This is a genomic window from Desulfothermus naphthae (genome assembly GCF_054657475.1).
Genome location: NZ_BAAHYQ010000001.1, coordinates 16,310 through 39,884, shown reverse-complemented (window position 1 = coordinate 39,884; position 23,575 = coordinate 16,310). Strand labels below are relative to the sequence as shown.

Here is a 23,575-nt window from a genome sequence, read left to right as displayed (position 1 = left end):
ACATTGTTTTTTTCTCACTTTTTACATCCTTTGTATTTTTCACTGAGAATTGCTGAATGATTTAAGTTTTGCTTGAAGAATTTTTTTTTATTTATTATCAACTATTTTAAATTCAACATTTACTTTTAAAAAAGTTCTTTGGGGATTTAATATGTCCTTCAGGTGCCCATGGGGGCTTAAAAGGGAATCCCGTGAAAATCGGGAACGAACCCATCGCTGTGATAGGGGGACGAAAGCTGCAAAGGCCACTGCCAAAGCACCTAGATTTTAATCTTGAACCTTAAACATAGAACTTAGAACTCTTTTACGTGCTTGGTGGGAAGGCGCAGTGAGTAGGATGATCCCTAGAGTCAGAAGACCTGCCTGAATGGATGCATATCTTGCCCTTTAAGGGTAAGATATTTTTGAACCTGGATGAAAATGGGACATCCTGGTTTGTCATAAAAAAGACAAACTGGGATTTTTTATGAAAAAATTTTATTTTCAACTTATTTTTGCATGTATTTTTTTCTTATTCACCATATTTACCTCCCTTAGTCTTGGATTTGTAAAGATCCCTATTTTTGAAGTTATTAAGATCCTTTTATCTAAGATCACTGGCATAAGATACCATGATATTTCCAGTATTCACTATTCTATTGTGTGGGAGGTTAGACTGCCCCGTATAATTTGTGCCGCTTTAGTTGGCGCAGCCCTATCTGTTTGTGGAGTTGTGTTTCAGGGCATTCTTCTGAATCCCTTAGCAGACCCATACACCCTGGGAATTTCTGCAGGCGCTGCCTTTGGAGCATCAGTTGCCTTGCTTTTTGGGTTCAACTTCTTAGGGATCTATAGTGTACCTTTTTTCGCGTTTGTCTTTGGGCTTATAACCCTTCTTGTAGTTGTGTATCTCTCTTCTACTTCCAGTGGGGGAATTTCTTCAAACAATTTGATCTTATCAGGTGTTATTGTTTCAGCAATACTTTCTGCCGGTATTAGCTTTTGTAAATACCTTGCCCAAGAGAGGGTCTCAGTTATTGTATTCTGGCTTTTAGGGAGTTTTGCATCATCTACATGGGCAAGTGCACTCTTAATTATGCTCTCTCTCGTCATATCCTTTGGGGTATTTATCTTTTATTATAGAGAACTTAATTTGCTCAGCCTTGGGGGAAAAACAGCTCTATCAATGGGTGTAGATCCAAATAAGGTGCGTATATTATTGCTTGTATTTGGTTCTCTTCTAACTGGAGTTTGCGTGTCCTTTTCAGGAATTATTGGTTTTGTGGGCTTGCTTGTTCCTCATATGATGAGATCAATAGTAGGTCCAAATCATTTAAAACTTTTGCCTATATCTCTGATATGCGGGGCTATTATGCTCACTATGGCTGATACACTCACCAGGGCTGTTTTACCTACAGAAGTTCCAATAGGAGTGCTTACTGCCCTAATAGGCGGACCATTTTTCTGTTATATTTTTAGAAAAAAACAGGTGGGTTTTTAAAAGTGGTTAGTGAAATCTTAAAAGTAGATCATGTTTCCTTTTCCTACCAAGATCTTCCTGTTTTAAAGGACATTTGTTTTAAGTTTTATCCCGGGAGATTTTACGGTATTTTGGGCCCAAATGGAAGTGGAAAATCTACATTGCTTGATATATTGCTTGGTTTTAAGAGTCCAGAGAAAGGCAATGTATTTTTATTTAAAAAACATATAAAACAAATAAAAAAATCAGAAATTGGAAAGAAAATATCCTATGTGCCCCAAAGTTTTACTTTTAATTTCCCCTTTAGTGTTGATGAAATAGTGACCATGGGTAGGTATCCATATATCAAAAGATTTTCTTTACCAACACAAAGAGATCTTGAAATTGTAGAACAAATACAAAGAGAAATTGATATATTTAAGTTTAAACACAGATTGATAACTGAATTAAGTGGAGGGGAAAGGCAAAGGGTTATGATAGCACGGGCCCTAGTCCAGGATACACCAATTTTTTTGTTGGACGAACCAACATCTAATCTGGATATAAAACACAGTTTAAGGATTTTAGAGAGTTTCAAAAAAAGAGTAATTAATAACAATAGAACTGTAATATGCGTGTTTCACAATATAAATGAGGCCTTATTTTTTTGTGATGAATTAATATTTTTAAAAGAGGGTAAGATTATAATAGGTGGTCCTACAGCTGAAGTTATAAGTGAAGATATCTTAGAACAGATATTTGAAGTTGAAGTACTGCTTCGTTTTGAAGAAAAATTAAATTGTTATCAAGTAATATTTACAAATGGGAGGTATGAGTATGAGAAAAAATAATAATCTAAAAAAATCTCTAATCATTATCTTATTTTTATTTGTAGTTAGTTCAACATTGGGCTATGGCTTTAAAATAAAAAATGATAGTTTAATTGACGATGGAGGAAGGCATATAAAAATAATTAAGCCATTTAATAGAATAATTTCTTTATATCCAGCACATACAGAAAATCTATGTGCATTAAATGGTTATAAAAGCATAGTGGGCATATCTATAAGTGATACATATCCACCTTATATATTAAATAAACCAAAATTTTCTTATCATTTTGGGATTGAAAGATTTTTAGTAGTTAAACCAGATTTAATATTAATCAGGCCAATGATAGAATTTGGATATCCCAATTTAATTAAAAAATTTAAAAAACAAAATATAGCTGTTATTTCAATACAGCCAAATAATATATCTTCTCTATATAGCTACTGGAAAACATTAGGTTTAATTATTGGAAAAACACAAAATGCAGAACAAATGATTGCAGATTTTAGAGATACTATAGAATTTTTTCATTCAATAAATAAAAAAATAAAACACAAAAAAAGGGTTTATTTTGAGTCTATACACAGAAAATTTAAGACATTTGCCCCACATTCCATACCAATCTTTGTTTTGAAATCTGCTGGAGGGATAAATATAGCCCAGGATGCATATGAAGTAAGAAATTCAAATATAGCAGATTACGGCAAAGAGAAAATATTGTCTCATGCTAGTGAGATAGATGTTTTTTTGTCTCAACAAGGCCGTATGAATAGGATAAGAATAAAAGATATAAAAAATGAGCCAGGTTTTAATATAATCAAAGCAGTGAAAAATAATGAGATACATCTTGTACTTGAGGAAATTACATCTAGACCTACCATTAGGCTATTGATGGGAATATATAAAATAGGCCATATTTTATATCCAAATTATTATGATAATAAGGTTAAACAACGTATTCAAAATATACTAAAAAAATATTATAAAAAATAAGCTTAATTTTGATGGAGAGGTCATTATGGAGAAAAAAGGGAAATTATACGGGATAGGTGTAGGTCCTGGAGACCCAGACTTAATAACAGTAAAGGCTATAAAAATTCTAAAGCAGGTAGATGTGATATATTCTGCATCATCTACCAAAAATGACCATTCAATTGCATTTGATATTGCATCAAAATATATTCCAAATACTACTAAATGCATTTGTTTAGCCTTTCCTATGGTTTTAGACACACAAGAGGCAGAGAAATACTGGCGCTCACATGCTGAAAGGGTTAAAGAAGATGTATATAATGGTAAGGATGTAGCTTTTTTGACAGTAGGAGATCCTTTAACATATTCCACATTTGGATATTTGTTGAGATGTTTTAAAGAGATTGCTCCAGATGTTGAAATAATAATAATTCCTGGTATTACATCTTATCAGGCATCTGCAGCAGTTACTAAGACAGTACTTGCGGAAGGTGAGGAGGTACTAACTGTAGTATCAGGAGTTAAAGGTGGTGATCATTTAAGAAGACTTTCAACTATATCTGACAATATTATTTTTTTAAAGGCCTATAAAAATATTAAAGATATATACGCTGCTTTAAAAGAGACAGGGAGGTTAAAATCTAGCGTAGCTGTTAAAAGATGTGGATTTGCTGATCAGGAAATTATACATAACATTGAAGATCTATTAAATAAAAAGGCATTATATTGGACATTGATAATTTCAAAAAAAGGTAAATAAGCTGCGATGGGATATTTTTTATTTTTTGCTTAATTATAGGAGTTAACTATGTTAAATATAATTCGTCCTGAAGAGATTGAAAAAAGGTCTTTTGAAATAATAGAGGAAGAGACAAAAAAAATTAAGGGGAGTATTCCATTTTCCAATGAAAAGTGGCAGATCGTAAGGAGGATTATCCATACTACTGCAGATTTTGATGTGTTAGATAATATAGTTTTTCATCCTGATGCCATAGAGATGGGAAAAAAGACAATAAAAAATGGATGTATAATTGTCACAGATACCAATATGGCAAAAGCTGGAATTAGCAAGGCCAGGCTAAAAAAATTTAATGTAGAGGTTAAATGTTTTGTATCAGATGAAGATGTTGTTAAAGAGGCAAGGATTAGAAATTGCACAAGGTCTATGGTTGCTATTGAAAAGGCTGTCAGACTTGGAAAAGATATTATTTTTGGAATTGGTAATGCCCCAACTGCTATATTTCATTTGATTGATTTAATGGAAAAAGGAGAGGTGAAACCAGCCCTTATCCTTGGAATGGTGGTTGGCTTTGTGGGTGCTGCTAAGTCAAAGGAAGAATTAATTTCTCGCTCAATCGTTCCCTATATTGTGCTCAAAGGCCGAAAAGGTGGGTCCCCAATTGTTGCTGCCACAATTAACGCATTTTTCGATTTGTGTTAGCTTGAATTTTTTTATAATAACGACTTGAAGAGGTAATGAGGATAGTGGATACTTGCCATTAAACTATCAACTATTCGGAGGATTGGAGAGGATATGGAGATGGAAGAATTAGCCCTTAAGGAAAAAGTAAATATACTTGAAGATGCACTCATCCAGCTTGCACGTCAGTCAAGAATAACTGAGATGAAGATAGCTAGATTGAGCGACGAGATGAGAGATTTCAAGGACGAAATGAAGGATTTTAAAGATGAGATGCTGGAATTTAAGAATGAAATGAAAGATTTCAAGGATGAGATGCTGGAGTTTAAGGACGAGATGAAGGCCTTCAAAGATGAAATGAAAGAATTTAAGGATGAGATGAAGGAGTTCAAGGATGGAGTAGTAGTATTTCAAGATGAGATGAAGGCCTTTAAAGATGAGATGCTGGAGTTTAAGGACGAGATGAAGGCCTTTAAAGATGAGATGCTGGAGTTTAAGGACGAGATGAAGGCCTTCAAAGATGAAATGAAAGAATTTAAGGATGAGATGAAGGAGTTCAAGGATGAGATGAGAGAGTTTAAGATTGAAGTAAATGAAGACAGAAAGAGAATGAATAAACAGTGGGGAGAACTGGCAAATAAAATGGGAACTATTGTTGAAGATATAGTTGCTCCTGCCATTGGGCCTGTTGTTAGAAAATATTTTAATTGTGATCCCCAAGAAATAGCTATTAGGATTAAGAGAAAGAAAAATGGATTAAAAGATGAATTTGACGCAATCTGTGTATGTAAAGATAAGGTGTTTTTATTTGAAGTAAAAAGTACACCACGTCCTGAATATGTTTTTGATTTTAAGAATAAAAAGAAGGAAAATTTTTTAAAGCTCTTTTCTGAACACAAAGATAAAGAGCTTGTGTTAATCTTTGCATCTCTTCGTTTAGAAGAAGATATTTTAAATCTACTTACAAAACAGAAAATTCTTGGTATGGCGTACAGAGAATGGGAATATATGGATATATTAAATTTTTCTGATGTTTATGGTGAATCTTAAATAAAAAATGGGCAAAAAAACAGGCCTAAGAATAGGTTACACTACTGGATCATGTGCTACTGCTGCTGCAATGGCGGCAGTTATGGCAATTTTAGGTGAGCAAAAAAGAGAAATGGACATTCCAACTCCATCTGGAAAAAGATTAAGAATTCCTCTACTGAAAATCTTTAAAAAAGGAAATTTTGCCAGAGTATGGGTACAAAAGGATGCAGGAGATGATCCTGACGTCACCCATGGAGCCCTTATTTGCGCAAGGGTATCATTGCAACAACAAGATGATGAATCCAATGTTGAGATTTTCGGTGGAAAAGGGGTTGGAATTGTAACAAAACCAGGTTTACCTGTTAAGATTGGTCATGCCGCCATAAATCCTGTTCCCAGAGAACAAATTAAAAATGGGGTTTTAGAGATATTAAATAGGTTCAAAGTTAAGGCAAAGGTATGTGTAATAATAGAGGTGTTAGAAGGGGAAAAAATTGCTAAAAAGACTTTAAATCCAAGGCTTGGGATCATTGGAGGGGTATCTATTTTAGGGACAAGGGGAACAGTTATTCCTTATTCTGCCGAGGCCTATAAAAAAACTATTTTTCTGGCAATGGATGTTGCAAAAACAATGGGTCTGGATCACATAGCCCTTACAACTGGTGGCAGGAGCGAGCGGCTTTTAATGAATATTTTAAATTCCCTTCCAAAAGAAGCATTTATACAAATTGCAGATTTTTTTAAATTTTCTCTTAAATGTGCAAGCAAAAAGGGATTTAACACCATTAGTTTTGGTGTTTTTCCTGGAAAATTAATTAAAATGGCACAAGGGTATGAATACACCCATGCAAGGGACACAAAAATAGATTTTGATCTACTTTCAAAATGGGCAAAAGAAATTGGCTATTCAAAGGAAATATGTCTTGAGATAAAAAAAGCCAATACTGGTAGACATGTCATGGAAATAGTGGATACAGAAAAAGAAAAAAAAATGAAATTTATAGAATTTTTATGTAATAAGGCTGTTTTAGTGGCAAAGAATTTTTCTAGCTACAGATTGAAAATAATTTACTACGTGTTTGATTATACAGAAGATTTTATCATGTCCTATCAAGGATAGCACTTATGGATACCTTTTTAAAAATAAAAAAGGCCAGAGAATTGTTAAATATTGGAGAAAAAACATCTATAAAGGAAATTAGAGAAAATTATCTAAATCTATTAAAAAAATATCATCCAGATGCTGGAGAAGGTGATGTGGAATACTTACAAAAAATGACAAAAAAGATAATTGATGCATATAATTTACTCATGGATTATTGTTACACTTATGAAATTTCATTTAAAAAACAAGATATTGAAAGATTTTTAAAAGACGATGAATGGTGGTTTTATAGGTTTGGTGAAGACCCTTTGTGGGGAAGGACAAAAGAAAAATAAAGAAAAATATGATAAAAATTATTGGACTTGGACAAAATTTTTTAGATATCCCTCCATCATACGTAAAAATAATTGAAAATGCAGATATATTAATTGGAGGAGCTAGACAATTAAGCCCCTTTAATTATATTAACTGTCAAAAATTAAAAATAGTCCCACCTATAGATAAATTAATAGCTAAGATTAAGACTTTGAAAGACAAAAATGTAGTTGTATTGGCTGATGGTGATCCCCTTTTTTTCGGAATTGGTGAAAGACTCATAAGAGAACTTGGAAGAGATATTGTTGAAATTTATCCCAATGTATCGGTTGTTCAAAGGGCAGGAGCAAGGCTTGGATTATCTCTTAAAGACATCTATGTTGTTTCCTTGCACGGTAGAGATAATATGTTTGATCTGTTTAGTGCTATTTCCTGGAATAGATATGTGGGTGTATTTACTGATAAATCACATACACCTGCAAAAATAGCAAAGATATTATTAGATAGAGATATATTGAATTTTAAATTTCATATCTTTGAAGATCTATGTCTTAGTTCAGAAAGGGTTTTGAGTTTAAGTATAAAGGATGTATTAAACTTAGATTATTCTTCTTTGAACTTTTTGATCTTAGAAAGAGAAAAGGATCCAGAAATAAGTCCTTATCTTGGAATGGATGATAGTCTATTTTTTACAGATAAAAAACAACTTACTAAAAAAGAGGTAAGGGTGATTTCATTGTCTAACATGCAGATTAGAGAAGACAGTATTATTTTAGACATTGGAGCTGGATCTGGAACTGTTTCTATTGAAGCACTTACATTAGCAAAAAAAGGCAGAGTATATGCTATAGAAAAAGATCCAAGACGTGCTGAGATAATTAGATTAAATAGAAAGAGGTTTGGAGTCTATGCACTAGAAGTAATAGAAAATAATGCAGAAGATATAATAGAGTCCCTGCCTCGTCCTGATAGAATCTTCATTGGTGGTGGCCTTATAAATAATCCCGAGTTACTTAATTTATCATATGAAAGATTAAAATCTGGTGGAATAATAGTGGTAAATACTGTTCTTTTTAATAGCTTTTATAGGTGTATAAGTTTTTGTAAGAAAAATAAAGTTCACTTTGAGGTAATTCAGATGAATATAAATAGGGCAAAAGAACTATCTGAGAGTTTTTATTTTGTGCCCATAAATCCTGTAATAATTATAACTATTTTTAAAAGAGAGGTAGATTAGATGGAAGCAAAGGTATATTTTATTGGGGCTGGACCTGGTGATCCAGATATTTTGACAATTAAGGCAGCAGAAATACTTCAAAAGGCAGATGTGATAATCTTTGCTGGCTCATTAGTCCCTGAAGACTTAGTTAAGAAATTTGCCAAAAAAGAATGTAAAATAATAAACTCTGCTCCCTTAAACTTAGATGAAATACATTCAATCATAAGGGATTCCATAAAAAAAGGCCTTTTAGTTGCAAGGGTGCATACAGGAGATCCTTCCATATATGGTGCTATCCATGAGCAGGTATATCTTTTAGAAAAAGACAATATTGCTTATGAAATAATTCCAGGAATTTCTGCTGCATTTGCAACTGCAGCAAAGGCCAAGGTTTGTTTTACAATTCCAGAAATGGCCCAGACTCTAATAATTACCAGATTAGAAGGAAAGACCAAGGTGCCAGAGAGAGAAAGCTTTGAAAATCTTGCAGCAACTCTATGTCCTATGGCCATTTATCTATCCGCCTCAAAGGTAGATGAACTTCAGAAAAAGTGTCTTAAAGCGGGATATAAAAAAAATACTACTGTTGTAATTGGATATCGTGTTGGATGGGAAGATGAAAAAATAATTATAACTGATTTAGAAAATTTGATAGATAGTGTTAAAGAAAATAATATAACAAGACAGGCAGTGTTTTTGATATTACCCTATAAAGACCAGATATATTTTTCAAAGCTATATGACCCCGAGTTTTCCCATGGTTACAGAAAATAAAATAGCAATTTATGTTTTAAATAAATTTGGTCTTAGAGTAGCACAAAAGATTTTAAAATATATAGATAGTGCAGAACTATTTGTAAAAAAGGGGGTTACAAAGAATATAAACAGCCATGAGTTTAATAATATAAAAAATATTGTGAAAGAAAATTTTTTTAAATACAAATCACATATATTTATTTGTGCAACAGGTATAGTAGTAAGAATTATATGTCCTTTTATATGTTCCAAAGAAATAGACCCTGCCATACTGGTTATAGATCCAGCAGGCAAGTATGTAATAAGTCTTTTATCTGGCCACTTAGGCGGTGCAAATTCCCTTACTAGATATGTTGCAAAAAAAATTAATGCAATTCCCGTCATAACTACTGCTACAGATTCTTTTAATTTGCCAGCAATTGATGAAATAGCAAGGACTTTGAATTTAACAATTGATGATATAAATAAGATTAAAATTATAAATTCAGCTATATTAAATTATAAACCAATTTTTATATATGATCCTTTGAATTACTTAAATATACACTCTTTCTTCCCTTCAGATTATCCTCTTGTCATTACAAGTGATTTAAATAATTTAAAAAAAAGCGATATAGGAATTATATGTGATTATAAAAAAAATAAAGTAGATAAGAATAAAATAATTTTATATCCAAAGGTATTATACGTTGGCATAGGTTGTAATAAGAATACCCATTTTTCAGAAATTTTAAATCTATTTAACAGCGTATTTTCTAAAGAAAATTTAGCTATTCCTTCAGTCTGTGCCATAGTAACTACAGATAAAAAAAGCAATGAACAGGGTATAATAGACTTTGCAAAAATTTTAAAAAAAGAGCTCATTTTTATTGATCACTTCAAATTAGACAAAATAAAAGTTCCAAATCCATCTGAAAATGTTAAAAGACATATGGGAGTACATAGTGTCAGTGAAGCTTGTGCAATTATAGCTTCAAAAGGAAAATTAATAGTTGAGAAAAGAAAATCAAAAAATGTTACAATTGCTGTAGCTATAAAGGATTTAACATATTCAAAATAGGAGATATATTGATATGAACTATGGTAAATTAAACATTATAGGAATCGGTCCTGGAGGAGATGAACACATAAGTTTTTATGCAAAGGATGCAATTCTAAATTCTGATGTAATTGTTGGCTATAAAAAATATATAGAATTAATTGAACATTTAATAAATGGAAAAGAGGTATATTCAACTGGTATGATGGGTGAGATAAAAAGGTGTGAGGCAGCTATTGAGTATGTATTAGATGGAAAAGATACATCTGTTGTATGTAGTGGAGATGCTGGTATTTATGGGCTTTCTGGTCTTATTTTAGAAATCTTAGACAAAAAAGGATTAATTAATCAGATTAAAGTGGAAATAATACCAGGTATCCCTGCCTTTGTTGCATGTGCAGCATCTTTAGGTGCACCTCTAATGCATGATTTTGCGTGTATTAGTTTAAGTGATTTAATGACTCCCTGGGATGTTATTGAAAAAAGGATCCATTTATGTGGAGAAGGGGATTTTGTTACTGTAATCTATAATCCAAAATCAAAAAAGAGAAATTGGCAGATTATTGAGGCTATAAATATATTGAGAAAATTTAGAGATGAAAAAACATCTGTTGGGATTGTAAAAAATGCAACAAGGGATGGAGAAAAAATAATTATTACAAATTTAAGAGATATAGATTTTGATGAGATAGATATGTTTACCTTGATAATTGTAGGCAATTCAAAGACCAAAAACATTGGAAGATTTATGGTAACTCCCAGGGGATATCTTGAAAAGTATGAAGTATAACTAATTTTTATATTTTTAGTATTGATTGACTTTTTCTAACATGGGACTTAAATGTAGAATTAAGTTTTTTGACAAAGGGGGCATTTATTAGCAAAAGGTCCTATCTGGTATGAGGTGGGCCAGGTTCTGGAAAGACTATCCTTGGTTATCATTTTTTATTGGATAGGGTAAAAAAAGGAAAAGATACTTTATATAACATTGGGAGAGTCTGATTACCAATTAAAGGAGGAGGATTTATGAAAGGTTATGTCCAGGTTTATACAGGAAATGGAAAGGGAAAAACAACCGCCGCCATAGGATTGGCTGTGCGGGCAGCTGGTGCCAATTTAAAGGTATTTATTGGCCAGTTCGTTAAGGGAATGCACTATAGTGAACTTGAAAGTTTAAAAAGATTTAGTGATTTAATCACTATTAAACAATTTGGAAGAGAGTGTTTTATATTCCACGATCCAACAGAAGAAGATATAAAATGTGCCAGAGATGGTCTTAAAGAGGCCAAAGAAATTATAAATAGCGGTGAATATCAAGTTGTAATATTAGATGAAATTAATATTGCCCTTTATTATAATCTTTTTCCTATTGATGAAGTAGTTGATATAATTAAAAATAAACCAGAAAATGTTGAATTGATATTGACTGGTAGATATGCTCCACAAGAAATTATAGATATTGCTGATTTGGTAACTGAGATGAGAGAAATAAAACATTATTATGTAAAGGGTGTTGTGGCTAGAGAAGGTATAGAAAAGTAGGTACAAATAAAGATCATGAGTAAAACTAATACATTGTATCTCCAGCTAATAGGTGGAATTAGCGGCGATATGTTTCTTGCCCTTATGGCCGATCTTGGAGTGGATCTAAAAGAGCTTGAATCCATTATATCAGAAGTCATACCTGTTAAAATAGCTTACCAAAAAAGAAGAACAAAGGGCTTTTCTGGAACCAGAGTTGATATTTATTTTAACAAAAAACAGAGATTTAGAAATTTATCTGATCTAGAAGAAATTGTTGATAGATTAAATATAAGTAGCAATATAAAACAAAAGTCTATTAAGGCTTTTAGAAAATTGGCACAGGTGGAGGCAGAGGTACATGGAATATCAACTTACGATGTACATTTCCACGAAATTGGAGCTGTTGATACCTTAGTTGACATAGTTGGATGTTTTTTTTGTCTTGAGAAACTTGGAGTTTTAAAAGTTTATTCATCAAAAATACCTTTATTTGAAGGACATATCTTGTGTGAACATGGGACAATTTTTTTACCAGCTCCAGCTACTTTAAAATTATTAAAGAACAAACCCATATTTTTTACCTCTGAAAATAAGGAGCTTATAACTCCTACCGGGGCCTTAATCTTAGATCAGGTAGTGGATTCCTACAATAAAAAACCAGAAGGAAAACTCATTTTAGATGGGATAGGCATAGGGCACATGGAGCTTAATATCCCAAATATTTTAAGGGGTATTTTATTTGAAGAAATAGAGGAGAAAAAAAAGGGATTTTTAGAAGATGAGGTCTATGTTTTGGAGACAAATATAGACCACATGACAGGAGAAGAAATAGGATATATTTTTGATACCATATTAGAAGCTGGTGCCTTGGATGTATTTTTTATTACTGGAGTTATGAAAAAAAATAGGCCAGCAGGGATATTAAAGGTAATTTGTTCTGAAGATAGTTTAGATGATGTCTTATCTTTTATTTTTAAAAACACTATGAGCTTGGGAGTGAGAGTAAACAAAACAAAGAGGGTCAAATTAGATAGATTTACAACTTCTGTTAATACTAACTTGGGAAATATTGCTCTAAAGGAATTCAAATTTCAAGATAGATCTTATAAAAGGCCTGAATTTGAATCTTTAAAGATACTCTGTGAAAAAAAAGGGATGTCTCCTGTGGAAGTTAGACTAAAATTAATGGAATATGGTCTTAATATAGGGGAAAAAGATTTAGATTAATATGTCAAAGGAGGTAAAGATGGAATATACTGAAAAAATAAAAAAAAGATTAGAGCATTGGATGGAACATAACAATAAGCATATACAAGAATACAAAAAACTTGCAGATGAGTTAAAATCAAATGGGCTTGAATCTGCATCAAAATACATTTTAAATTTAGTAGAACATACACAAAATATGAATAGAGAAATACAAGAGGCCTTAAAAAATATATAAGGAGACGTTTATGTGTGATTATAGTTTGATTTTATTAAAGAAACAAGGTTCTAAAGAAAAAATAATGGAATCCGTTGATTTGATTACAAAGAATGATAAAAGCTATATTGCCCAGAATATATTTGGAGAAAAGAAAGAAATAAGAGGGCATTTTGTCTGTTTTGATGGTTCAAAAAACGAAATCCTGTTTCAAGAAGAATAAAGAAAGGCTTTATTACCTCCCCCTCCACTTGAGGTAAAGGTAAAAGAGGGTGCTCTCTTATATGTTTCGGGGGGAAGGAGATAAAGATATTATTACCTTATTAAACGTTTTTCTTTGAGATCCTTTTCTGCCTGTTGACGTAAAATATAATGCTGTTTTTTACCTGTGGCTGTCATGGGTAATTCTTCTACAAAACAATAATATCTAGGACGATAATATTGGGAAAGTGCTGGATCCTTTTGTATAAAAGCTTTAAGTTCTTCAACAGTGAGTGTCTCATCTTTTTTTACCACATAAGCTGCAAGGGCTTCTCCTCGCTGGGGATCTGGCACTCCAACAACTGCACAACTCATAACCTTGGGATGTTTCTCAATTACTCCTTCAATAATTGTGGGATAAATATTTTCTCCACCTACAATAATCATATCATCTTTACGTGAAACTACAGTTATATATCCATCTTCATCCCACACCCCCATATCTCCTGTATAAAACCAATCCCTATAAACCTTGTTTTTAACTTCCTCAGGTCTGTGGAGATAATCGTATGAACCTTTTAAGGTTTTTATTATAATCTCGCCCACTTCTTGTCCATTCTGAGCCACTATCTCATCAGGTTCTGCCAGTCTGTCTTCATATGTTTTTACAACTCTCACTTCGTCCTCCATACGTGCCCTTCCAATTTTCCCAGCATGTTGAGGCAGATCATAAGGTAATAATAGGGTGTTCCAGAATGTTTCAGATGTACCATAGCCATTATAAATATTAGGTGTTAATATTTTCTGCATTTCCAGACAAAGTTCCTTATTTAAGGGGGATCCCATGGCAATTACTCCCTTAAGTTTTGAAAGATCCTTTTTACGTTTTTTCTGTTCTTCTACTAAGAGTTTATACATTGTGGGAACCCCAACAACAAATGTCACATTATATTTACTAATCACATCAAGGGTAGTCCTGGGATAAAAAAATTTCATAGCAACTATTGATGCACCTGCGTAAAGTGCAGGACAAGGCCCCCCTATATGTATACCTCCGCGATGAAACCATGGAGAAATATTTAACATAACATCATCCAAATTTAAGTGAAGAGCCATCATTAAATCATAGATAGCCATAATTTCGTTGATATTGTTAAGAGGTACCCCTTTAGGCAGTCCAGTGGTACCTGATGTGTAGAGCCGGGTTGATTCTTTATAAGCATTTACTCCAAAAGAATCTGGATCTTGTGGATCATTTTCAGAAGCATTACTCACAAATTCGTTGTAGCTGATTGCAAAACTATCCTCTTTATTTTCATCTGCTCCAACCACAATCATTTTTTTGGGTTTATGGGATGAAAGGGTTAATGCTTTTTTAACATTATCTTTGATTGAAGCATCAAATATGTAAACTTTGCTGCGAGAATCCTCGAGGATGTGAGCTATTTCTTGAGGGGAAAACCGAAAGTTAATAGGATTGTTAATAGCACCAATTTTTTGACATCCGAGGTAAATAAAGGCAAATTCAGGACAGTTGAACAGTTGATATGTTACTACATCCTGGGGAGATATTTGAGAGGATAAAAGGGCGTTGGCAAATCTATTTGCTTCTGCGTTTAATTGCACATAACTCCACCTCTTTCCTGAGGACGCGTCAATAAGTGCTACCCTCTCTCCATGGCGTTGGACATTCCGTAAAAAACCTCTAATATAAACAAAATTTTTCTCAAAAAGCTTGCGAAAAAACTCTTCATTGTAAGTAGCCATTTTTTACTCCCTACACCTGTTTTAAAATAATTGAAGCATTAATTCCTCCAAAGCCAAAAGAATTGGAAAGAACTATGTTAACCTTTGAGTTTCTGGCCCTGTTTGGCACATAGTCAAGGTCACATTCTGGATCAGGGTGTTCAAAGTTTATTGTGGGAGGAATAATACCTTCTAGAATAGATTTTATGGAAAAGATTGTTTCTACCACCCCAGCAGCTCCCCAAATATGACCAATCATAGACTTGTTTGAAGAAATTGGAATATTGTATGCGTGTTTTCCAAATACCTGTTTAATTGCTTTGGTTTCAATCATATCATTAAGGGGGGTCGAGGTTCCGTGCGCATTGATATAATCCACCTCATCTGGACTAATACCTGCATCTTTTATAGCGAGCTCCATACACCTAACTATACTCTCTCCTGAAGGCTCAGGAGCTGTTGGGTGATAGGCATCACAGGTGGCTCCAATGCCGGCTATTTGTGCAAGAGGCTCTGCCCCTCGTTTTTCTGCATGTTCTAATGACTCAATAATCACACATCCAGCTCCTTCTGACGGGACAAATCCATTCCTCTTAGCATCAAAAGGTCTAGAAGCCTTTTCAGGACATTCATTCCACTTTCCTGTAGCAACTGCCCCAAGATTACCCAGACTTGCAATGAGAGTTGGAGTAATACCGGCATCTGCACCTATAACAATAGCAGCGTCAATTATATCCTGCCGTATCAATAAAGTAGCTGTAGCAATAGCCTTTGTTCCAGCTGCACAGGCTTCCTGTAAAAAATATTGAGGTCCCCTTGCATTTATTCGTCTTGCTACTTCAGAAGCAGCGGTATTTGACGCTATAGCTACTACACACAATGGAGAGACTTTGCGTGGGCCTCCTGCATTCAATTCTTTACAGTTTCGCTCAAATGTTGAGGAACTACCAATAGCACTAGCGCCTATAACTGAAAGACGATAGGGATCCTGTGTATACGAAAACTTCCATTTTTCAATAGTAAGTATGGCTGAAGATATAAAAAGATGAAACATGCGATCAAAACGGCTTACACTCTTTTTATCCAAAAATTGTTCTGGTGAAAAATCTCTGCACTCTCCAGCAATTTGACAACGGTGATTAGATGGGTCAAATAGAGTAATACGCCTAATACCTGACTTGCCTTGAATGAGCTCCTGCCACGATTTTTCTACTCCTACTCCAAGGGGTGTAATGACTTCCATTCCAGTGATAACAGCGACTTGCCTCTCCATTATATGCTCCCACCTTTCTTACCTGCATGAAAATGTTATTTTTATATCTCTTCTACTGAAACTTTGTCAAATATTTTGTAGAGTTAATTAAAAATTTTTTAAAGAATACCTGTTTCTTTCAATACCTTTTCAAGTCTTTCTCTATTTTCTGGCTTTATTTCACAGAGTGGGAGGCGAAATTCCAACTCCATCCTGCCCATTAGATGCAAAGATGTTTTTACTGGTATTGGGTTGGTTTCAAAAAACATGGCCCTACATAAGGGAGCAAGTTCATAATGGATTTTTTTAGCATCTTCTATATTGCCATCAAAAAATGCATTACACATCTTTGCCATTTTATCAGGCACTATATTACTTACCACTGAGATTACACCTCTTCCCCCTATCGCAAGCATGGGAAAAGTAATAAAGTCATCACCTGAAAGTACTATAAAATCCTCTCCACAAAGTTCTAATATATCAGATGCCTGTCTTATGTTTCCACTTGCTTCTTTGACGCCAACAACTTCAGGGATATTTTTCTTTATATCATATAAGGTTTGAGGCAAAAGGTTTGTGCCAGTTCTGCTAGGGACATTATACACTATAATTGGCATAGGAGCTGCTTTTGCAATTTCTTTATAGTGTAGTATTAGACCATTAGGTGTTGGTTTATTGTAATATGGGGTTATTACCAGAGCTGCGTCAGCACCAGCTTCTTTGGCAAAGGTTGTGAGTTCAATTGCCTCTTTAGTATTATTTGAACCTGTTCCTGCAATTACAGGCACACGACCATTTACTTGCTCAACACATATTTTTATTACCCTCTTATGCTCCTCATGTGACATTGTAGCAGATTCTCCAGTTGTTCCACAGGGGACAAGCCCATGGATACCTTTTTCTATTTGCCATTCTATATGTTCCCTGTACTTCTCCTCATCTATTTGTCCCTTTTTAAAAGGTGTTACTAAAGCGGTAAATGCTCCTTTAAAAAAATTCATAACTCTTCCTCCTGATTTTTTAACTCCCCTTTTAAGATTACATATTTTATTTTTACAAACCTAATATTTGGCTTCAGTCTTTTGTTTATTCTTTATTGTTATGGTATAAGTCTTAAAATGGTGGTCTACCAGACACGAGGTTTTTACTGTATTTTCAAAACGTTGAGTCGATATAATATCTATCCAATGGAGTTTACCCCTATCATCTAAAAAAGAAATCCTTGTTCCATTTTCAAACCTTCCTTTGTGAAACCAGATATCAGGTGGAAGTAACCAGGTCCTTCCAAACTTCTCTTCGAATTTTACAAACTCGACAAAATCTCTTGGAAATAATAGATATAGGGCCAAATCTTCATCACTTGGCTGGTAATTTAGCTGATTTTCAAATTCCTTTTCTCTTTTTTTGATATCTTCAGATTTTAAATCTTTTTTTAGAGAACTTTTGCTTTTTAACTCTTTTTTAAATACCTTTTCATAGATCCATTCAGGGGGATCATAAAAAGGAAATGGACCATAGCCCCCCACTAAAAGTCTCTTTAAATCATCAGAAGGTTGTTCATATCTTCCGTACAAAATATTGCTAACCGCTGTTGACCAGAGGATTTGACTTCCTGGAGTTATTGGCCAGATATCCCCAAGTTCCATAATCACCATTGATAATTCCTTAAATATCTCGTTTATTCTGGATAAAAGTCCCAATTTTTCAGCCTGTTCATATGCCATGGACAGGACACCACCTGAGAGCCTATGTGCATGAGCAAGGGGATCAATGCCTCTAAAAGGACTTTCAAATTCTGCATAGTATCTTCTTTCAAGTTTAATAATCTCAGAACTTTCAATTATAGCATCAATATTTAATTTTTTTGGTTTTATATTGTATTCTTCCAGCAACTGGATTAAAGACAGAGCAGGAGCCTGGGAATACCAGCAACCGTATCCATGATCACATACTTCAACTATTTTAACTCCAGCTTTGATTGCTGCCACCATTCTTGCCAGGTCATTTCCATCAGTATTATGACCATGATATGCAAGGGGAATTTCAGGAAACTCTGACCTGATTACTTTAATTAAATCAGAAATTCTCTCTGGTGTACCTACTGCTGAAAAATTTTTAATACTTAAAATTAGGTCCGAACCAAAGAGATTCACAATTTCCTGAACCTTTGATAGATAAAATTCATTGGTGTGGTCAACACCAATGCCAAAACACAGAGAGGGCATGAAAACCTTTCCAGCCTTTAATACTTCTTCTCCTACTACCTTCATATTTGGAATATGATTCATAAAATCATATACCCTGAATACATCTACATATTTCGCAAATTGAGAAATCACCTTTCTGATGACATTTTCAGAATAGGGCCGGTAACCAAAGAGATTTTGACTTCTTACACCAGCTTGAATAAGTGTATTTGGCATTGATTTTCTAATAAGTCTTAATTTTTCGAATGGATTTATTTGTTTTTTCATGAGATCTACGTGCACTGATGCCCCACCTGTTGCTTCAAAGGCAAAATAACCTACCATATCCCTGGTTGCAGCTGCCCGAAGTGTAGTCCAGGGCATGATACGAGCTTTAAAATCTGACTGAGATACATCTCTTTCATTATTGGTTAGAAGGTATCCATCAAAATTTTTAACATATTCGATTATTTCTTTATTTGTCTTATCTTTTAACATAAAATTTTCCCCTGGCTTTCCTTAAATTTATATGTAGGGATTATATCCATAGGCATTTAATTCAGCAATAAATCTTGCCAATTTATCCATTTCATCTTCCTTTTCCCTATAATTTAATAGCTCAGGATGATTATCAATATAGGTGGTATCAAAATTTCTGTTTCTAAAATCAGGTTCTTTGATAATTGCCCTATAAAAAGGTATAGTGGTCTTCACACCAATAATATTAAATCCTTCAAGTGCCCGTCTTAATCTATCCACTGCTTCATCCCATGTAAAACCATAGACCGTTAATTTTACTATAAGAGAATCATAAAATTGAGTAATTTCATATCCCTGATAAACAGCTCCATCTAATCTAATCCCATGACCACCTGGAGATTGATAGACCTCTATTATACCTGGGCTTGGTAAAAATCCCTGTTTTGGGTCCTCGGCATTGATTCGTAGCTCAATTGCGCAGCCCCTAACACTTACATCTTCTTGTTTTATAGATAACTGTTCACCAGAAGCTATTCTCAGTTGTTCTCTCACAATATCAATTCCAGTTACCATTTCAGTAACTGTATGTTCTACTTGAATCCTAGTGTTTACTTCCAAAAAATAGTAGTTGTTATCACCATCTACTAAAAATTCTACTGTGCCTGCACTCTTGTATCCTGCCAATTTAGCTGCTCTTACTGCTGCTTCACATATCTCATTATCCACTTCCTTGGGTAAAAAAGATGGGGCTATTTCAACCAGTTTTTGATGTCTTCTCTGAATAGAACAATTCCTTGATCCCAGGTGTATTACATTACCAAAATTATCTGCTAGTATCTGGACCTCAACATGCCGCGGCTTAACTATCCCCTTTTCAAGATAAATATCTTCTTTCCCAAAGGAGGTCCTTGCCTCTGATTTAGCGAGCTTAAGCTCCGATAATAATTGTTTTTCTGTGTTTACAACCCTAATACCTCTGCCACCACCACCTGAGACAGCCTTTATCATTATTGGAAAACCGTATTTTTTAGCAAAATCAATGGCCATTTTTTCTCCTTCTTCTCCTTGAGGCAAGGTCTTTGTTCCAGGAATTAATGGGATTCCAACACCTTCCGCAATTTCTCTTGCAATTACCTTGCTGCTCATTTTGTGAATTATATCAGAAGGTGGACCAACAAAAATAAGGCCAGCCTTTCTGCATTTTTCAGGAAAATCAGGATCTTCCGACAAAAAACCATATCCTGGATGAATAGCATCAGCCCCTACTTCTTTTGCTGCATGGATAATTTTTTCAATATTTAAATAATCTTTTCTTGGCCCAGGGCCAATACAAACTGCCTCATCAGACATCATTACATGATGAGAAAATCTATCGGTCTCTTCGTAAATAGCTACTGTTTTTATACCTAATTCCTGGGCCGACCTCATGATACGTATAGCTATCTCGCCCCTATTTGCAACAAGCAACTTTTTTATCATCCTCTTCCCTCTTTTATTTTCTATATTTTTCGCAATTCCACAATGTCCTTTCCATCTATTTCTTCCAGCAGTACATTTACATGTTCCCGTCTTGAAGTATCAAGCTTTTTTCCGCAATAATCAGGATGTATCGGCAATTCTCGATGTCCTCTATCCACCAGGGTAAGTAACTCCACTTTGGCGGGTCTCCCAAAATCTAATATTGCATCAAGAGCAGCTCTCACTGTCCTTCCTGTGAAAATTACGTCATCTACAAGTAAGAGACTTTTATCCTTTATATCAAATGGAATTTCAGTTTTGTTAATTATTGGGTGTTTTTTTAACGATGTCCAATCGTCTCTGTAAAAATTGATGTCTAGCTTTCCCAAAGGAATTTGTGTTTTTAAATTTTCCTCTAGTATATCCTTTATCCTCTGAGCAAGAAATACCCCTCTTCTATGTATGCCAATTAAGGCAATGTCTTGGCAATCATCGTGTTTTTCCATAACCTCAAAGGCTAGTCTCTGAATAACTCTTTTTATTTGATTTTTGTCCAAAATTACCACTATATTGGCCATATTATTAAACTCCTTTATAAAGAGGAAACTGCAAATATAATTAGTGGAATTGCCTTATGTAATTAAAAAATCATTATTGATTTTAAAAATATTGTCAACTATAGTTTGAACAACAGCTTCTAAATAACTATTTTTTCTATTTTTTTGAATTAATGATATTTTAAACAGAGGAGATAAATCCATGGCAAAAATAATGGTAACTGGAGGCGCTGGTTATATAGGTTCTCACGTAGTTAAACTCCTTGGTGAATATGGACATGAGTTAATCGTTTATGATGACTTGTCCAATGGAAATGAGTGGGCAGTATTGTATGGAGATTTAATAAAGGGTGATGTAGGAGATGAAGAATTATTAAACAGAGTTTTTAAACAATTTAAACCTGATATTGTTATGCATTTTGCTGCCTTTATTCAGGTCAATGAATCTGTAAAAAAACCCGTAAAATATTATCAAAACAATACATCAAATACCCTTACTTTGATTAAGGCCATGATAAACAATAATATAAATAAATTTATATTTTCCTCTACTGCAGCTGTATATGGAATTCCATCCAGAATTCCTGTAACAGAAGACCATCCTCTAAAACCTATTAATCCATATGGACAGTCTAAGACCTTTGTTGAAAAAATCTTAAAGGATGTATCTTATTCGTCAAACTTTAACTATATATCCCTCAGGTATTTTAATGTAGCGGGGGCAGATCCAGATGGGAAAATAGGTCAGGCCTATAGAGAGTCCACCCATTTAATTACAAGGGCCCTTAAAACTGCTAAAGGAGAATATAAAAAACTCCAGATTTTTGGGACTGACTACCCCACAAAAGACGGCACCTGTGTGAGGGATTATATTCATGTTGTAGACCTTGCAGAAGCACATATATTGGCGATGGATTATTTGTTAAATCAAAATATTAGTGATGTGTTTAACTGTGGCTATGGCCATGGTTTCACAGTTAGAGAGGTAGTCGATGCTGTTAAAAAGGTTACACAAATAGACTTTTTTGTGGAAGAAACAGAAAGAAGAGAAGGCGATCCTCCTGAGCTAATAGCAGACAGTTCAAAAATAAAAAATATACTCAACTGGACACCTAAATATGACAATCTTGAGTTTATAATAAAAACAGCATGGGATTGGGAGAAAAAATACACACCAAAAATAAAATCTGAGACCTAAATATAAAGGAATTTTTAAAAATGTTTTTTTGCATTTGTTAAAAGATGTTCTATCTTGAAAAACAATAATTTGTAGATGCCATAAAAACTTGAAAGAAATAAAAACTATACTTTTCTGTATAGATTAAGTTATATATCTTCTTCAAATTTTAATAATTTTTCTTTTACAAAAAAAAGAATATGGTCTTGACTAAATTACCTTTTACCTTTATATGTTTTTACATTGATTTTTTATATTAATTTTATATTGATTTATCTCTAATTTTACTTTATAGGTACATCTTGTTTTTTTATCTATAAAAGACATAAAAATTTTAATAATAAGGAGGTAGTAAAATGGAAGAATACATTAAAGAAGCTTTAGAAATTGTTAAAGCCCAGGCAGGTGTCAGAAACATGACTGAAGAAGAAATTACTTCAATGGTAAAATCTTTGGCTAATCAATTAAAGGGATTAATGGAAGGAAAGGAAGCAGAGGGAGTAGAAGAAAAACAACAAGAACCACCAATTGATCCCAAAAAGGCAATTAAAGAAAAATCTGTGGTATGTCTTGAATGTGGAAAATCCTTTAGAATACTGACTAAAAGACATCTCAAAAGTCATGGTTTAACACCAGAAGAATACAAAAAGAAATGGGGATACAAAAAAACACAGTCTTTAATTGCCAAGTCCCTTGCACGGGAAAGAAGAAAGAAAATGCAAGAAATACAACTCTGGAAAAAAAGAAAAACAGCATAATTAAAAAATTATACCTTGTATGCACCGCAAAAAATAAAGCCCTCTCAACGAGAGGGCTTGAAATTATTAAAAAAGAGAAACTTCTTTATCCATAATAAACGGAGAGGGAGGGATTTGAACCCTCGATAGAGGTTTTAGCCTCTATACTCGCTTAGCAGGCGAGCGCCTTCAGCCAGCTCGGCCACCTCTCCTTCTCTCAAATAGAAGTTTTTTTATTCTATATAATTCACTCGTGGGTGTCAACAATTTTTAGGGATCAGAAACACCTCTTTTCTCTGCTTGTCACAAACTTTGCTCCTTTATTGAAAAATTAGCCAAGAGCCCTAATCTTCCTTATTTCCATCTACTTTCTGTTCCAGCATAGAAATCCTATTTTCCAGCTCCTCCATCCTGTTTAAAACTTCTATATACTCTTCTCGTGTCACAAGATCAAGGGAACTAATAGATTTTTTTAAGACATTGTTAATCTCTTCTTTATAAGTTTCAAATTCCTCTTCTCCCACCTCTATTATCTCTTTTGTAAGATTTTCCGCCTCTTTAGCACTTATTTTACCCTGTTTCTCCAATCTTTTCATTACTTCAGAGACCTTTTTTTTGGTTACAACCACACTTCCCAACCCAGCAAACATAGCTTTTTTAAACAAATCAAGCATCTTTACCCCCTATAAATAGTTTACCATTTAATC

25 protein-coding genes, 1 tRNA gene and 1 riboswitch are annotated in these 23,575 nt (G+C 33.8%); of the genes, 18 read left to right on the top strand and 8 right to left on the bottom strand.

Annotated features, from left to right (window positions below; all coding sequences use genetic code 11):
- Positions 1-144 precede the first annotated feature (144 nt).
- A riboswitch (cobalamin riboswitch) is annotated at positions 145-381 on the top strand.
- A gap of 85 nt (positions 382-466) precedes the next feature.
- From ACYQ1E_RS00185 to ACYQ1E_RS00110, 16 genes are all read left to right on the top strand, one after another.
- On the top strand, positions 467-1,480 hold the full coding sequence (locus ACYQ1E_RS00185) for a FecCD family ABC transporter permease (RefSeq protein ID WP_459874644.1): 1,014 nt from the start codon (positions 467-469) through the stop codon (positions 1,478-1,480).
- A gap of 2 nt (positions 1,481-1,482) precedes the next feature.
- On the top strand, positions 1,483-2,289 hold the full coding sequence (locus ACYQ1E_RS00180; protein WP_459874643.1) for an ABC transporter ATP-binding protein: 807 nt from the start codon (positions 1,483-1,485) through the stop codon (positions 2,287-2,289).
- Entirely contained in the window at positions 2,276-3,262 is a 987-nt protein-coding gene (locus ACYQ1E_RS00175; RefSeq protein WP_459874642.1) for an ABC transporter substrate-binding protein, read from the top strand. Before ACYQ1E_RS00180 ends, ACYQ1E_RS00175 begins: the two co-directional genes overlap by 14 nt.
- 25 nt (positions 3,263-3,287) lie before the next feature.
- The gene (gene cobI, locus ACYQ1E_RS00170; RefSeq protein ID WP_459874641.1) at positions 3,288-4,001 is read left to right on the top strand and encodes a precorrin-2 C(20)-methyltransferase; all 714 of its coding nucleotides are present in this window, start codon (positions 3,288-3,290) and stop codon (positions 3,999-4,001) included.
- 48 nt (positions 4,002-4,049) lie between these two features.
- Positions 4,050-4,682, top strand: coding sequence for a precorrin-8X methylmutase (locus tag ACYQ1E_RS00165; RefSeq protein ID WP_459874640.1), 633 nt, complete (start codon positions 4,050-4,052; stop codon positions 4,680-4,682).
- Positions 4,683-4,775: 93 nt separating this feature from the next.
- On the top strand, positions 4,776-5,711 hold the full coding sequence (locus ACYQ1E_RS00160; protein ID WP_459874639.1) for a zinc ribbon domain-containing protein: 936 nt from the start codon (positions 4,776-4,778) through the stop codon (positions 5,709-5,711).
- A 7-nt stretch (positions 5,712-5,718) separates the two neighbouring features.
- Positions 5,719-6,813 carry a cobalt-precorrin-5B (C(1))-methyltransferase gene (locus tag ACYQ1E_RS00155; RefSeq protein ID WP_459874638.1) on the top strand — a complete coding sequence of 365 codons (1,095 nt, stop codon included), beginning with the start codon at positions 5,719-5,721 and terminating at the stop codon, positions 6,811-6,813.
- Between the two features lie 5 nt (positions 6,814-6,818).
- On the top strand, positions 6,819-7,133 hold the full coding sequence (locus ACYQ1E_RS00150; protein WP_459874637.1) for a J domain-containing protein: 315 nt from the start codon (positions 6,819-6,821) through the stop codon (positions 7,131-7,133).
- Positions 7,109-8,350 (top strand): precorrin-6y C5,15-methyltransferase (decarboxylating) subunit CbiE, encoded by a 1,242-nt coding sequence (cbiE, locus tag ACYQ1E_RS00145; protein ID WP_459874636.1) that lies wholly within the window; start codon positions 7,109-7,111, stop codon positions 8,348-8,350. The genes ACYQ1E_RS00150 and cbiE overlap by 25 nt, the downstream gene beginning before the upstream one ends.
- Complete coding sequence (gene cobM / locus ACYQ1E_RS00140) at positions 8,351-9,106, top strand: precorrin-4 C(11)-methyltransferase (protein ID WP_459874635.1); 756 nt, start codon at positions 8,351-8,353, stop codon at positions 9,104-9,106.
- On the top strand, positions 9,090-10,148 hold the full coding sequence (locus ACYQ1E_RS00135; RefSeq protein ID WP_459874634.1) for a cobalt-precorrin 5A hydrolase: 1,059 nt from the start codon (positions 9,090-9,092) through the stop codon (positions 10,146-10,148). Before cobM ends, ACYQ1E_RS00135 begins: the two co-directional genes overlap by 17 nt.
- A gap of 13 nt (positions 10,149-10,161) precedes the next feature.
- On the top strand, positions 10,162-10,917 hold the full coding sequence (gene cobJ, locus ACYQ1E_RS00130) for a precorrin-3B C(17)-methyltransferase (RefSeq protein WP_459874633.1): 756 nt from the start codon (positions 10,162-10,164) through the stop codon (positions 10,915-10,917).
- Between the two features lie 236 nt (positions 10,918-11,153).
- Positions 11,154-11,669, top strand: coding sequence for a cob(I)yrinic acid a,c-diamide adenosyltransferase (gene cobO / locus ACYQ1E_RS00125; protein WP_459874632.1), 516 nt, complete (start codon positions 11,154-11,156; stop codon positions 11,667-11,669).
- Positions 11,670-11,684: 15 nt separating this feature from the next.
- Positions 11,685-12,878: a nickel pincer cofactor biosynthesis protein LarC gene (larC, locus tag ACYQ1E_RS00120; protein ID WP_459874631.1), complete on the top strand. Its 1,194-nt coding sequence runs from the start codon at positions 11,685-11,687 to the stop codon at positions 12,876-12,878.
- 19 nt (positions 12,879-12,897) lie between these two features.
- Positions 12,898-13,095: a DUF8180 domain-containing protein gene (locus ACYQ1E_RS00115; protein WP_459874630.1), complete on the top strand. Its 198-nt coding sequence runs from the start codon at positions 12,898-12,900 to the stop codon at positions 13,093-13,095.
- A 10-nt stretch (positions 13,096-13,105) separates the two neighbouring features.
- Positions 13,106-13,297 (top strand): CooT family nickel-binding protein, encoded by a 192-nt coding sequence (locus ACYQ1E_RS00110; protein WP_459874629.1) that lies wholly within the window; start codon positions 13,106-13,108, stop codon positions 13,295-13,297.
- A 92-nt stretch (positions 13,298-13,389) separates the two neighbouring features.
- On the opposite strand, the gene ACYQ1E_RS00105 is transcribed toward ACYQ1E_RS00110, so the two are convergent.
- The 6 genes from ACYQ1E_RS00105 to pyrR form a co-directional block, all read right to left on the bottom strand.
- Entirely contained in the window at positions 13,390-15,042 is a 1,653-nt protein-coding gene (locus tag ACYQ1E_RS00105; protein WP_459874628.1) for a class I adenylate-forming enzyme family protein, read from the bottom strand.
- A gap of 10 nt (positions 15,043-15,052) precedes the next feature.
- Positions 15,053-16,294: a beta-ketoacyl-ACP synthase II gene (fabF, locus tag ACYQ1E_RS00100; protein ID WP_459874627.1), complete on the bottom strand. Its 1,242-nt coding sequence runs from the start codon at positions 16,292-16,294 to the stop codon at positions 15,053-15,055.
- 98 nt (positions 16,295-16,392) lie between these two features.
- Positions 16,393-17,274, bottom strand: a complete 882-nt coding sequence (gene dapA / locus ACYQ1E_RS00095; RefSeq protein ID WP_459874626.1) for a 4-hydroxy-tetrahydrodipicolinate synthase — start codon at positions 17,272-17,274, stop codon at positions 16,393-16,395.
- Positions 17,275-17,334: 60 nt separating this feature from the next.
- On the bottom strand, positions 17,335-18,957 hold the full coding sequence (locus ACYQ1E_RS00090; protein ID WP_459874625.1) for a hypothetical protein: 1,623 nt from the start codon (positions 18,955-18,957) through the stop codon (positions 17,335-17,337).
- Between the two features lie 27 nt (positions 18,958-18,984).
- Positions 18,985-20,418: an acetyl-CoA carboxylase biotin carboxylase subunit gene (locus ACYQ1E_RS00085; RefSeq protein WP_459874624.1), complete on the bottom strand. Its 1,434-nt coding sequence runs from the start codon at positions 20,416-20,418 to the stop codon at positions 18,985-18,987.
- 20 nt (positions 20,419-20,438) lie between these two features.
- Entirely contained in the window at positions 20,439-20,975 is a 537-nt protein-coding gene (pyrR, locus tag ACYQ1E_RS00080) for a bifunctional pyr operon transcriptional regulator/uracil phosphoribosyltransferase PyrR (RefSeq protein ID WP_459874623.1), read from the bottom strand.
- Positions 20,976-21,156: 181 nt separating this feature from the next.
- On the opposite strand from pyrR, the gene galE reads away from it, so the two are divergent.
- Positions 21,157-22,152, top strand: coding sequence for a UDP-glucose 4-epimerase GalE (galE, locus tag ACYQ1E_RS00075; RefSeq protein WP_459874621.1), 996 nt, complete (start codon positions 21,157-21,159; stop codon positions 22,150-22,152).
- 335 nt (positions 22,153-22,487) lie between these two features.
- Positions 22,488-22,889, top strand: a complete 402-nt coding sequence (locus tag ACYQ1E_RS00070) for a Ros/MucR family transcriptional regulator (protein ID WP_459874620.1) — start codon at positions 22,488-22,490, stop codon at positions 22,887-22,889.
- 99 nt (positions 22,890-22,988) lie between these two features.
- Here ACYQ1E_RS00070 and ACYQ1E_RS00065 read toward each other — a convergent pair.
- Together ACYQ1E_RS00065 and ACYQ1E_RS00060 are read right to left on the bottom strand one after the other, a co-directional pair.
- Positions 22,989-23,080 (bottom strand) — tRNA-Ser (locus ACYQ1E_RS00065).
- Positions 23,081-23,212: 132 nt separating this feature from the next.
- Entirely contained in the window at positions 23,213-23,542 is a 330-nt protein-coding gene (locus ACYQ1E_RS00060; RefSeq protein ID WP_459874619.1) for a phasin family protein, read from the bottom strand.
- Between the last annotated feature and the right edge of the window lie 33 nt (positions 23,543-23,575).